General features: G+C 72.3%; 8 protein-coding genes. 1 reads left to right on the top strand and 7 read right to left on the bottom strand.

The features are described 5' to 3' along the window. Positions 1–8 precede the first annotated feature (8 nt). Complete coding sequence (locus ACZ43N_RS37985; protein ID WP_468103805.1) at positions 9–512, top strand: flavin reductase family protein; 504 nt, start codon at positions 9–11, stop codon at positions 510–512. Positions 513–1,867: 1,355 nt separating this feature from the next. On the opposite strand, the gene ACZ43N_RS37990 is transcribed toward ACZ43N_RS37985, so the two are convergent. The 7 genes from ACZ43N_RS37990 to ACZ43N_RS38020 all read right to left on the bottom strand — a co-directional run bounded on the left by ACZ43N_RS37990 (position 1,868) and on the right by ACZ43N_RS38020 (position 12,551). Continuing rightward, positions 1,868–5,140, bottom strand: a complete 3,273-nt coding sequence (locus ACZ43N_RS37990) for a non-ribosomal peptide synthetase (RefSeq protein WP_468103807.1) — start codon at positions 5,138–5,140, stop codon at positions 1,868–1,870. 16 nt (positions 5,141–5,156) lie between these two features. Further along, the gene (locus ACZ43N_RS37995; protein ID WP_468103808.1) at positions 5,157–6,539 is read right to left on the bottom strand and encodes a condensation domain-containing protein; all 1,383 of its coding nucleotides are present in this window, start codon (positions 6,537–6,539) and stop codon (positions 5,157–5,159) included. Continuing rightward, a complete protein-coding gene (locus ACZ43N_RS38000; RefSeq protein ID WP_468103810.1) occupies positions 6,536–7,825 on the bottom strand; it encodes an MFS transporter in 1,290 nt (429 codons plus the stop codon). The genes ACZ43N_RS37995 and ACZ43N_RS38000 overlap by 4 nt, the downstream gene beginning before the upstream one ends. A 39-nt stretch (positions 7,826–7,864) precedes the next feature. Beyond that, positions 7,865–8,713 carry an aKG-HExxH-type peptide beta-hydroxylase gene (locus ACZ43N_RS38005; RefSeq protein WP_468103812.1) on the bottom strand — a complete coding sequence of 283 codons (849 nt, stop codon included), beginning with the start codon at positions 8,711–8,713 and terminating at the stop codon, positions 7,865–7,867. Positions 8,714–8,753: 40 nt separating this feature from the next. Then, positions 8,754–9,650 carry an aKG-HExxH-type peptide beta-hydroxylase gene (locus ACZ43N_RS38010; RefSeq protein WP_468103814.1) on the bottom strand — a complete coding sequence of 299 codons (897 nt, stop codon included), beginning with the start codon at positions 9,648–9,650 and terminating at the stop codon, positions 8,754–8,756. Between the two features lie 180 nt (positions 9,651–9,830). Then, positions 9,831–9,986: a hypothetical protein gene (locus tag ACZ43N_RS38015; RefSeq protein WP_468103816.1), complete on the bottom strand. Its 156-nt coding sequence runs from the start codon at positions 9,984–9,986 to the stop codon at positions 9,831–9,833. A gap of 1,101 nt (positions 9,987–11,087) precedes the next feature. Beyond that, positions 11,088–12,551 (bottom strand): aminopeptidase P family protein, encoded by a 1,464-nt coding sequence (locus ACZ43N_RS38020; RefSeq protein WP_468103818.1) that lies wholly within the window; start codon positions 12,549–12,551, stop codon positions 11,088–11,090. Between the last annotated feature and the right edge of the window lie 201 nt (positions 12,552–12,752).

Raw genomic sequence — 12,752 nt, forward strand, 5'->3', positions numbered from 1 at the left:
GACCAGCGATGCCAGCCCGGACCCTGCCGAACCCGCCGTCCGCCGTCACCAGCGACCTCTTCCGCCACGCCGTGACCCGCCTGCCCACCGGCGTCGCGGTCCTCACCACCAGCGGCACCGACGGCCCCGCCGGCTGCACCGTGAACGCGGTCATGTCCCTGTCGCTGCGGCCCCCGGCGCTGCTGGTCTCCCTGAACACCACCAGCCGCACCCTGCACCGGATCCTGGACACCGGCAGCTTCGCCGTCAACGTCCTGCCCTGGCACGCCCGCCACCTGGCCGGGCAGTTCGCCACCGGCACCCCCGCCCAGCGCTTCGCCGGCGTGAACTGGCGGCCCCGCCACGGCGTGCCGGTCCTGACCGGGGTCAGCCTGGCCGCGGTCTGCGAAGTGAGCGCCTCGACGTCGATGCTCGACCACACCCTCGTCGCCGGAACCGTGACCTGGCTGCACACCGGCGACGACCCGTCCACCGTTCTGTACGCCGGCGCCCAGCACCCCCTGACCGCGTGACCGCGTGACCGCACCGCCGATCGGCTGTGCGGGGCCGCTCGCCCGGCCCCGTTGACGGGGCAGGGCGGCGCCGGGCCCCTGGCCGGGGCAGCACCGGGACGCTCCTGGTGAAGGGTGCTGGTCATGCCGCAGCGGCCGAAGGCCGAGCTCCGGACACCGGCAGACCCCGCCTGCCCGGGGACACCATGCCCTCGGGCCCGGCGACGGACGCCTCGGCGCAAGGCCGGCATTCTCCGGGACCTCCTCCGGTGGAAAGGCCCGGCCGGAGGGCCGGTGACCCCGCAGACGGGGCCGCGCACGGGCAGCAGTTCGCGCGGGCGGCAGTTCGCGCGGGCGGCAGTTCGTCGCAAGAGGTCCGGCGCCCGTCACATCGCATCCGGCACCGCAGCCACCGCACCCGAGCACGCGGCCGGATACCGGTTTGCCCGCCCCCTCGATGACCGGGCCCGGCCAGGCCACTACCCCGCACCCACCGCCGCGCTGTCCGCGGCGCCGCGCCCACCGGGGGCGTCCACGGTGAACTGCGCCGACCGCAGCGCCGTAGCCGGCCATGCCGCTGCCCTTGAGCAGTCGACGTCTGCCTGCCCTGGAGCGGCAGTTGCCGCGGAGAGGGAAGCTGGCGCAGCGTCACGGGGGAGCCTGCTGCCGGAGCCAGCCGTACCGGGCCGCAGCCGCCCAGGGCCCTCCGCATCAGATGATCGACCGGACGAAACCCTGAAGCCTCCAACGGCCCTTGAGGCCACGACAGCCGGCGCCGGCAGCCCGGCCGGACCAGGGCCTGTCGGAAAGCGCCGGTCACAGCCACTGGTTGAGGACTGCGACCGGCACGGCCGCCCCGTGACGGACGTCGAGCCTGTCGTCTCGTGGCGACGGCCTGGTGGCGCTTGAGGCGCTTGAGGCGCTTGATGCCGCATTCGACCGCGTGGCGTTCGCGGGAGTCGCCTCTTGCCGACCGTCGGCGGTCGGCGGTCGGCCCCCGCAGGACGCGGGCTTGGTCGCGCCACGCGGTCGCCGGAACGGCGCTGGCGGCCCTGACGCCGCGCCGCAGCAGCAACAAGCGGTTGTTGCGGAAGGCGTACGCCTGGTCCGCCCGGATCCGGTCCGGGCGCGTGCGAGGCCGCCCCCGGCCCGGCCGGGGGCGGCCGATCGCACCGGCACCTCGCCTCACGGGGCACCGGTCCGGTGCGCCACCGCATGCCGTCCGTCAGCTGCCGCCGAATGCGCCCCGACGGAACGCCCTGGCTTGACGCCCGTCGGCAACAAGGGCTCCAGCCGGGGCTTGCCGGCCATGCGTCAGATCTCCATGCCCCTTGAGGCGTGATCCTCCCGACCGTGATCCGCTTGCGCCGCAGGCCCTAGCGGCCCGCACCCGCACCGGGTGGGGCGCACCGGATCTGCCGGGCCATGGAGGCGATGGTCGGGGCGCGGAAGAAGGACCGCAGCGAGATCTCCGCGCCGTGCTCCTGACGCACCCGCGAGAGCGCGGTGAACACCATCAGCGAATGCGCGCCGAGCTCCAGCAGCGAGTCCTGCGTGCCCACCTCGTCCAGCCCCAGCAGCTCCGCCCACATCGCGGCCAGCGCGCTCTCCACCGCGTCCGCGTGGCCCGCTCCGGCCCCGGTGCAGGCCGTGGCGGGCGCTGCGGTGAAGTGCGCCGCGTGCCCGGCGAGCAGCGCCGCCCGGTCGACCTTGCCGTTGGCGGTCACCGCGACGGCGTCGGTCCACAGGATCCAGCGCGGCACCATGTACTCCGGCAGGCGGGCGGCCAGGGCCTCGCGGACGGCGTCGAGGGCGGCCTGCGAACGCGCGCCGGGCGCGGGCAGCAGGAACAGTGCCAGCTCCCTTCCCGCCGGGGTGTCCCGGACGGCGGCGACCGCCCTGTCGACACCGCCGGCCGCGAGGGCGCACGTCTCGATCTCACCCAGTTCCACCCGGTGCCCGCGGATCTTCACCTGCTCGTCGGTGCGGCCCAGGAAGTACAGCACCCCGTCCTCGTCGCGCACGACCTGGTCACCGGTCAGATAGAGGCGGCCGCCCGCAGCGTGCGGGTCCGGGCGGAAACTGCGGGCGGTCAGGTCCGGCTGCCCCAGGTAGCCCTTGGCCGGGCAGACGCCGCCCAGTCGCAGCTCCCCGCGCACTCCGGGGGGCGCCAGGTGCCCGGTGACATCGGTGACGTAGGCGCGCACCCCTTCCAGCGGACGGCCGATCGGCGCGTGCGCGGGCCAGTCGGTGTCCGCCGCCATCCGGTGCGTGGTCACCGCGTGCGTCTCGGTGGGCCCGTACAGGTTGATCAGCTCCAGGTGGGGGCGGCCCCGGAAGAAGCCGCGCACCACGTCGTCGACGAAGAGCTGCTCACCGGAGACACACACCGACCGCAGCCGGGCCAGGGACACGCCCGTGTCGAGCGCCGCCTGCACGAACGGCCGCAGGGCTGCCACCGGCAGGTAGACGTGCGTGACGTGTGCCTGCTCCACCCGGCGCACCAGTGCGGGCAGGTCCCGGCGGTCGCACCCGCCGCGGCCGACCACGGTGCCGCCCGCGGCCAGGGTCGGGAAGATCTCCTGGAACGACACGTCGAAACCGAGGGGGGCGTACCGCAGGAAGCGGGTCGAGTCGTCCAGGCGCAGCGCCCGCAGCTGCCAGGCGGTCAGGTTCAGCAGCGGCCCTTCGCTCATCTCGATGGCCTTGGGGCGGCCCGACGAACCGGAGGAGAACATCACGTACACCGACCGCTCACCGGCGGCGGGGGCGGCGGGGGCGGCCTCGGCGTCCTGCCCGCCCGCCGCAGCCAGGTCCGCCGGCGTCAGCGCCCTCACCCCGTACAGCTCACCCGCACCTGACCCCGTACCGGGGTTCTGGGCGTCGGCCACGACGAGCCGGCACCCGGCCGTCCGCAGCATGTACTCGATACGCTGCGCGGGCAGCGAACGGTCGAACGGCAGGTATGCCGCCCCCGCCCGCAGGACCGCCAGGATCGCCGTGACCGTGCGCGCGACACTCCCGGACGCGACCGCCACCACCTCACCGGGCCCGACTCCCGCACGCCGCAGGCCCACCGCCGAGCGGGCGACCCGCTCCTGCAACTCCCGGTAGGTCACGCGCTGCCCCGCATCCTCCAGCGCCACCGCGTCGGGCCGGGCCGACGCGGTGCGCCCGACCCACTCGTCCAAGGACCGCGCCGTCGGCGCGATCGGCGGGGGCGCGGCGGGCGGGGGCACGTCGTCGAACAACGCGGCCAGCACGGTGGCGGGCTCGCGCACCGCGCGGGAGAGCGCACCACGCAGCGAGCCGGCCAGCGCCTGCGCCACACCCTCCCCGATCAGCTGCGTGTCGTACTCCAGCTCCAGACGTCGGCACTCACCGACCGGGGTCACCCCCAGCCACAGGTCGAACTTGGCGGTACCGTTGCCGTGTTCGCGTATCGCCGTGACCGGCCCGCCCAGGGCGGGGGAGGGGTCCTCCTGCATGGCGAGCATGCAGGAGAAGACCGGATTGCGGTTGCTGCTGCGGTCCGGTTGGGCGTGCCGGACGATCTGATCGAAACTCACCCCCGCCGCCAAGCGGGCCGCGCCGACCACCGCGCGGACGGTGTCCTGCGCATACCGGTCGAAGGGCACCGCCCAGTCGACGCCGAAGGCCAGCGGCAGGGTGTTGACGAAGAACCCGCACAACTCGAACGAACCGGCCGTCCTGCGCGCCATGAACGGGCTGCCGATGACCACCTGCGAGGCGGCCGTGTGCCGGGCGACGACCGCCCCGTAGACCGCCAGCAGGAACTCGTACTCGGTCAGCCCCAGCGCCCGGGCGGTGTCCGCCAGCGCTGCGCTCTCGGCGGCGTCGAGCAGCCAGGTGTGGCGCCGGCCGGCGAAGGCCGTCTCGGCGGGCCGGTGGGGCAGGGGGTTCAGCACTCCTTGCGCGCCCTGCGCGTGCGCCAGCGACGCCGCCCACGCCCGGGCGGCGTCCGCAGTCGCGGGCGTGTCACCCACTCGGCTCTGTGTCCCGGCCTCACGCACCAGCGCACCGATCCGGCGCCCGGCCAGCCGGGCCGTCTCGCCGGCAGAGCGCCCGCCCTCCAGCGCCGTGCGCAAATCCCGCAGGAAGCAGCGCACCGACACCGCGTCGAAGACCAGGTGGTGCACCACGAACAGCAGCACGCAGCGCGAGGGCCCGGCCAGCAGTACGAACCGGTACAGCGGGCCGCGCGCCAGGTCCCAGGTGTGCGCGCCCAGCCGCGCCGCCGCCTCGGCCACCGCCTGCGTGGAGGTGTCCTCGCCGCACTCCAGCGCCAGCGCGCCGGCCCCGGGCTCGGGCGCCAGCCGGGCGTGCGGCTCGGGCACCTCGGGGAAGACCAGGCGCAGCGCGGGCTGCACCGCGAGGACCTCGGCGAGCGCGGCCCGTATCTCCCGCTCACCCGGCCCGGGCGCCAGTTCCACCTCGTAGACGCTGTTGTACAGGTGTCCCACGCCGACGAGCCGGTCGACGACGAGCAGGCTGCGCTGGGACGGCGACAGGGGCAGGCGCTGCGGGCCCGGCCCGCTCACGCCTTCGCCCGCCGGCCCGCCCGGCCAGGGCGCCACCGGGCGGGCCAAGGTCCTGGTGGGTAAAGCCTGCTGGTCCACAGCGTCCACGGTGTTCTCCAAGTCGTCAGGTCCGGGCCGGGACGGCAACAGCCCGCCCCAGCGGCAGGTCGGGGCGGCGGGCCAGCGCCGCCGTGAGCTCGGTGAACTCACGCATCCAGCGGCGCACGGTGACGGAATCGAACAGGGCACTGCGGTACAGGGCGAACCCGTCGATGCCGTCGTCGCACTCGGTCAGGTTCAGCACCAGGTCCGTCAACGCCACATGAACGGACTCGAAGTGCAGGCGGGCGGCGACGCCGGGCAACTGCGCCACCTCGTCGAAGCCGAAGCTCTGCATGGCGATCGCCGCGCACGGCGTACGCGTCGTCGTCCAGCCGTCCTCGCGCACCAGCGTGTCCAGCAGCTCCGTCACCGGCAGCGCCGCGTGCTCGACGCCGTCGAAGAACCGGTCGGCGGTGCGCTCCACGAGCGTCGCGAACGTCTCCTCCTCGCGGACCTCGCACAGCAGCAGCACCGGTCCGGACAGGCATGTCACGGCGTGCGCGTCGGCCTTTGAGCGGTTGAAGAACGGCACCGACACGATCAGGTCGCGCTGCCCGGACAGCCGCGACAGGAACACGGCGAGGGCCGCGGCCACGGTGACGAAGGACGACGCCCCGCACTGCGCGGCCGTGCGGCGCAGCGCCCGATGCACGTCGCCGTCGATCCGGACCGGTTCGACCGCGCCCTCGCCGATGAAGTCGTGCGGGCGCGGCGAGACGGCCGGCCAGTTGATGACCTGGGTCTGCCCGGCCAGGACCGAGCGCCAGTAGCGGATGTTTTCGGCCGCGCGCGCCTGGGCCTCGGCCGTGCGCTGGCCGCGCGCGCAGTCGGCGCTCTGCACCGCCGCCGGCACCGCAGTCGCCCCGGCCTCCCCGCCTTTGTCGAGACCGGCCGTGTACAGGGCCGCGAGGTCTTCCAGCATCACCCGCAGCGCCCAGCCGTCGACGGCGATGTGGTGGTAGGCGAGGTAGAACTGCCAGGTGTGCTCCTCGGTGCGCAGCAGGGCCGCGCGCAACAGGTGGCCTGCGGCGAGGTCGAAGGGCTCACCGCGCAGGCGGTCCACCAGCAGGCGTGCGGCCTCGCTGCGCCGGGCGGGCGGCGCGCCACTGACGTCGGCGCGTTCCAGAGGCACCGGCCGTGGGGCGTCCACGATCTGCCGTCCCTGCCCGTCAGGTCCGCTCACGAAGCGGCTGCGCAGCGCGTGGTGGCGCACGGCCAGCGCGTCCAGCGCGGCAGCCAGGACGTCGGGGCGCAGCCGCCCGGTCAGCTCCAGACGCACCACGGTGGTGTACGACGTGGGGTACGGGCAGTCGCGCATGCGCCGCATCATCAGGCGCTGCTCGTTGGTCAACGGTGCGGTGTGCTCGTCCTGTTCGCCGGCCGGCGGCGCGGTGTACCGGTTCATGCGATCTTCTCCTGGGCGTGGTTCTGCGCGGGGTGCTCCGGCTCCTGCTCCGGTGCCGGGCGGAGGTCAGCGAAGATCTCGTGGAGGACTTTCGGCGTCAGCGTCCGCAGGAACGGCACGGTGAGCAGGGCGACGGGCGGCGCGAACAGGGCCAGGGCGGCCCGGGGCCCGATCAGTTCGCCCAGCGCGCCCGCCACCGCGGCGCCGACCGGCATGGCGCCCAGCGAGAAGACCCGGGCCGTGGCGCTGAACCGGCCGCGCATGCCGTCGGGGACGAGGGACTGGCTGATGGTGCGGGCGTTGACGGACCACAGCACGCCGCCGAAACCGCCGGCGAACGCGGCGGCGCCGATGATCCAGACGTGTGCGGTCAACAGCGGCACCGCCACCATCGCGAACGTCCCCACGAAGTCGGAGAACATCACCCAGCGCCGGCCGCCCAGGCGGTTCAGCCAGGCCACGCACATCGCTCCGGTCAGCCCGCCCACCCCCAGCAGGCTGAGCAGCACCCCGTACTCCTTGGAGCTGAGCCGCATGTCGTGCACGGCGATCAGCGGCATCAGTGCCAGCCACGCACCCCAGCAGGCGCACAGCACCGTCAGGACGGCCGAGGTCAGCCGCAGGGTGGGCTGGCGCCACAGGAACCGCAGCCCCTCGGTGATCTGCCGGCCCACCGACTCGTGGTGCGCGGCCGTGCGTCTGACCGTCGCCGATCCCCCCAGGAACAGCACGGTCGCCGCGGCGAACACATAGGCGGCCCCGGTACTGCCGACCGCGACGCTGGTGCCGGCCGCGACGAGCAGGCCGCCCAGGACCGGCCCGCAGAACTCCTGCGCCACCGTCTCGATCCCGGTGACCCAGGCGTTGGTGCGCTCCCACCCGGACTTGGGCACGAGCGAGGGGATCAGTGCGCTGACGGCGGTGGCCGCGACGACGTCGGCCACCCCCAGCACGAAACCCAGCCCGTACAGCAGGGGCAGGGGCGCGCTCGCCTCCAGTACGCAGGCCAGCAGCACGCCCAGGCAGCCGATGCGGACGGCGTTGGACAGCAGCAGCAGGCGTCTGCGGTCGTACCGGTCGACGAGCACGCCTATGTGGAACGACAGCAGCAGGGTCGGCAGCATGAGCATCACCGACAGCATGCTGAGCGCCAGGGGCGAGGCGGTCGCGCCCGCGCCCATCAAGGGGATGACCACCTTGAGCACGCCGTCGGCCAGGTTCGTCACCGCGGTGAACACCAGGATGGCCAGGCTGTTGGATCTGCCGCTGCGCAGGGTTGCAACCACGTCGTTCGTTCCCTGGGGTGTGGAGGGCGTGTGGGGTCCTCAGAGGGCCGAGAGATGCTTTCCGGCGGACTCGACGAGCTGGAACATGCGGTCCTTGACGATGTCCTCGCGCCAGGCGGGCAGCGAGGTGAGCGCGTCGTAGGACTCGGTGGCCCGCTCCAGCATGGAGCGGGTGGAGCCGTGCAGCCGGAAGCCGGTGTCCTCGTCGAGGCCGTGGCGGTGACGCCAGGTCAGCACCTCCGTGGCGACCAGCAGGCTGTGCACCACGGCGGGCAGCGTGCGCTCGTCCTTGCGGATGGCCGAACGCAGCAGGACCTGGTCCGCGCCGGCCTGGAAGTGGCCCTTGGCACGCTCGTCGAGGAAGAGTGCGGTGTGCGTGAACTCGTGCAGGAACGCCTCGGCGACGTCGTTGACGTGCCAGTGCTCGTCCGGGATGACCAGGGTGGCGCCGATCGCGTTGCGCTCGGACATCGAGCCCGTCCACGACGCGGGCAGGGTGAAGACCGTGTGGGTCAGCAGCGAGACGAGCGCGGCGAGTTCGCCGTCCCGCTCGGCGAGAAACGCGGCGCCCTCACGGCACTGCTCCAGCCGGCGGGAAGCGGTGGCGTCGGCCGGCCGCGGATCGACACCAAGCCCGAAGACCTCCGCGAGCGCGTCGGTCTCCTGCTGCCGGTCCGTGTACAGGGTGACGGGCGGCCCGTCCGCGGCGTCCCCGTGCAGCCGCTCCTCCAGGTAGCGGGCGTAGGCGCCGGCGGGAGCCAGATCCTTGAGCAGCCGCAGATAGGCGCCGCGCAGCGCCTGCTGGGTCACGGGGCCCCCGTCGAGGTACGGGTGGCTGAGCACGGCGCAGTTGCGCAGGATTTCCTGGCTTCCCTCGAGGTAGTACATCAGGCTTCCTTTCCGGAGCACGTCTCGTTGCGGGCGTTCCTCACGACGACGGGATTTCCGCCAGCCTCTTCCGGGTCAGTTCGAGGATTTCGATCGGCCGCGGCTGCAGCAGCTTCTCCAGGGGAAGTTCGAACACCTCGTCGAGGCTGGCCGCGACGCCGTCGCGCAGTTCCCGGCTGCCCGGGTGCAGACTGAGCGGGGTGTGCTCGGATCCCGGGATACGGCCCTCCTGGCGGGCCAGCAGGACTTCCGCGCCGACCACGATGCTGTGCAGGACCTTGTCGAGGGGGCGGCGGTCCTTGCGGATGGCCGACCGGGTCAGGTACTGGTCCTCCATGAGCATGGTCATGTTCCGGTAGAAACCGAAACGACGCTCCTCCAGGAACAGCGTGTGGTGCACGAATTCGTGCAGCAGGAACTCCTGCGCGTCGACGGTGTTCCAGTGTTCCTTGGGGGCCAGCCACAGAACGCCCAGGACCGTACTGGAGGTGCCGCCGGCCAGTCCGCCGTCCGGCGCGTACAACAGCACCGGCACGAGCAGCTCGTACAGGGCACGGAACTCCGGCCAGGTCTCGCCGAGCGCGTCGAGGGCCTCGGTGATCCGCCGGCGCTTGGCGGCCAGCTCGTCGTCGGCGAAGACCTGCTGGGCGCGGAAGATGTCGTAGTCGACCGACTCCTCGTTGGCGATGCCGTGCAGGAAGGCGTCGCGCAGCCCCTGGTGCGCCGCGCCCGCGGTCACGGCCGCGGGGTAGGCGCCGGCCGGCAGGACCTCGCGCAGCACCGGCTGCATGTCGCCGATCATCAGCTGATAGCCGGCGCGCAGGGCCTCGAACTCGCTCCCGGCGGCCGGCACCTTCTGCCCGGTGCGGGCGGCGTGGGCGGAGGAGACCACATAGGCAGTCTCAACAACACTCTGCGGACCTTTCAGGGAAATCATTGAGATTGTCCTCGTGGTCATGAGCGGAAAAAGGAGGGAAAGGAGGGGCGGAGGGAAGCGCGGAGCAGCACAAAAGGAAGAGTGATGCGCCCCGGGCCCCGAAAAAAGCCGGGAACATCCGTCCCGTGCGGCCCGGCCGGGTCGTGAAAGACCCGGTCCGGGCCGCACCGGAAGGAGCGATCAGGCCTTGGCGTCCAGCGCGATCATCGTGACCGGACCGAAGGCCATGCGGTCCTCCTCGAGGTTCGCGGAGACGGCCGCCGCGTCGGTGACGTCCTCGACGGAGATCTGGCCGATGACGGTGGCGACGATCTCGTCCATCTTGAGAGAGCCCATGGTAATTCTCCTTTGTTTTTTTCTTGCTTCTTGTCGGGTCGCCCTTTCGAGCTGAGAAGACCGTAGCAGCGCACAAATGAAAAGCGATGTGACCCAGATCACATCAATTTCGGGTGCATAGAAAACACGAATAACAGCGCCCCGGAAGGCCTGTTCTTTTCCCTCTCCGGATGCTCCAGCAAGCACCGGGGCGCGCCCGCGCGCGGGCGCGGTCCTGCTGGAGGTACCGATATGTCTCCGGCCAACCCTTTTCGTGGCGCTCCGGGGCGCGGGATGCGCGGAAAGGGCGCCGTCGCGGAAGTACCGCGAACAGGACGCTGACGCGGTGGCGGGCAAGGCGGCGGGGGCGGGGGAGGGGGGCGGGTGCCTGCGCCGGCCTGGCCTGCGCCGGCCTGGCCTGCGCCGGCCTGGCTGTCGCCGGCCTGGCTGTCGCCGGCCCGGTCGCGTTCCGCGAGGGTGCCGTCTTGGCAGGATGCAGTCGGGGCCGGCCTCGCGCAGGCCCGGCAGGAGCCCGGGTGAGCGGCCGGCGAGCCGGGCGATGACGGCTGCCGCGTGGGCGTGTGCGGTGCCGGCACGGATGCCGAGGCCCACCGCGAGTCGGGGGCACAAGCCTTCGTGCCGGTGAGTTGAGACGTCGGACACCTCACTCGGCGGCGCAGCAGCCCTGTCCGCCCGGACGGCGACATCCTCGCCCGGTCGGCGGCCAGAGCCCACTGACCGCCCGGGTGCTGCGGGGTGGGTGAGAACACGGGCTGCACGTCCTGCGCGCCGTCCATCACGACGATGCCCCGCCTGGCCTGCGGGACTCGAGGTCAGTGCGGGACCTGCGGCAGGTCCGAATCCAGCAGTACCGGCACGACGAAGCGGGCCGGCTTCGCCGACGGGCAGCGAAGCCGACCCGACCGGGCCTGCCACAGGGCGACCGGACAGAAGAACAAGAGGCAACAACCTCCGCGAACGGACCGGCCGGATCCTCCTCAGCGCGGGTGCCGTGGCCCACGACGGGGACCGGTACCCCGCACGATTCCGCAACCCGTCACGGCCAGAAGACCACCGCGGACGGCCAGGCGCCGCTGCATCGGCCATCCCGGCCACAGGGCGTCAGGAGCGCAGAGTGGCCATCCAGTTCTCGACGTCCTTTGCCGCTCGGGGCAGGCCCGCCGACAGGTTCTCGTGGCCGGCCTCGGTGACGAGGAGGTCGTCCTCGATCCGCACGCCGATGCCGCGGTATTCCTCTGGCACCGTCACATCGTCAGGCTGGAAGTACAGCCCCGGCTCGACCGTGAGCACCATGCCGGGCTCCAGTGTGCCGTGGCGGTACATCTCAGTGCGTGCGGCGGCGCAGTCGTGGACGTCGATGCCGAGCATGTGGCCGGTTCCGTGCATCGTCCAGCGGCGGTGCAGGCCGAGTTCAAGGACCCTGTCCACCGGCAGGTCGCCGAGCAGCCCCCACAGGACCAGGTGCTCGGCGAGCACCCGCTGGGCGGCCTGGTGGAAGTCGCCGTAGTTCGCCCCGGGCTTGACCGCCGCGATACCGGCTTCCTGGGCCGCGTACACGGCATCGTAGATCGTACGCTGCAGCGGGGTGAAGCGGCCGCTGACCGGCACGGTCCGGGTCACGTCTGCGGTGTAGAGGTGTCGCGTCTCCACCCCTGCGTCGAGGAGCAGCAGATCGCCTTCGCGCACGGGGCCGTCGTTGCGCACCCAGTGCATGGTGGTGGAGTGCGGGCCGGCGGCGCAGATCGAGGCGTAGCCGACGGAGTTGCCCTCGACACGGGCACGGAGAAAGAAAGTTCCCTCGATGTATCTCTCGGAGGTGGCCTGCGCCTTGTCGAGGACGCGTACGGCATCCTCGAAACCGCGGGCGGTGGCTTCGCAGGCGAATCGCAGTTCCGCGATCTCGAAGTCGTCTTTGATCCTGCGCATCTCGCAGAGGAAGACGCGGAGCTCCTCGTCGCGCTCGGCGGTCACCTTGTCGTCGAGTAAGGCCTCGATGCCGGCGTCGTGACCGCGCAGCACACGGACCGGGCCGGTGGACTGCCGGAGTTCCTCAGCCAGCCGGCCGACGTCCTCGCAGGGCAGGCCGAGGAGTCTTTCGTTCTCGGTGAGGCTGTTGCGCCGGCCCTCCCACAGTTCGCCCCGGTCGGACAGCCAGAACTCGCCGTTCTCACGGTCAAAGTGGGGCAGCAGGTACGCGGTGGCCTGATGGCCGCCGCCCTGCTTCGGCTCCAGGACCAGCACGGCGTCCTCGGTCTGATCACCGGTCAGATAGGCGTATTCGGAGGAGGGGCGGAAGGGATAAAAAGTGTCGTTGGCGCGGACTTTGAGGTTGCCGGCGGGTATGACCAGGCGCTCCCCGGGGAAGCGGGCGGACAGTGCGCTGCGGCGGCGGGTGGTGTGCGAGGCCTGCGGGATCGGTTCGAGTTCGAGCCGCTCGGTGTCGGCCCACCCCCGTCTCATGTTGTCGGCGAGCTCCTCGGTCACGCTCGGGTCCAGGCCGTTCTCCCGCTGTTCGGGCCGCTGGCCTGCATCGCTCGCCGCGCTCTGGGGCTTCCGCTCGCGCACAGACGGCTCCCTCTCCTGGTTGGGGCAGACTCTTTTCCGGGGTATGGAATCGGCCTTCCTCGGTGGACAGCTGCGTCCCCCAAGGACGGCGTCTACCGGCGGCCGTCGGTTCGACGGACGCCGCTCTGGCATCCGGGAGAATCAGGCAGGGCCCAGACGATGCCCGAACGCGGGTGATCGGTTGTGAATTCCGGCTACCGA

This window comes from Streptomyces sp. NPDC030814, from assembly GCF_055572155.1.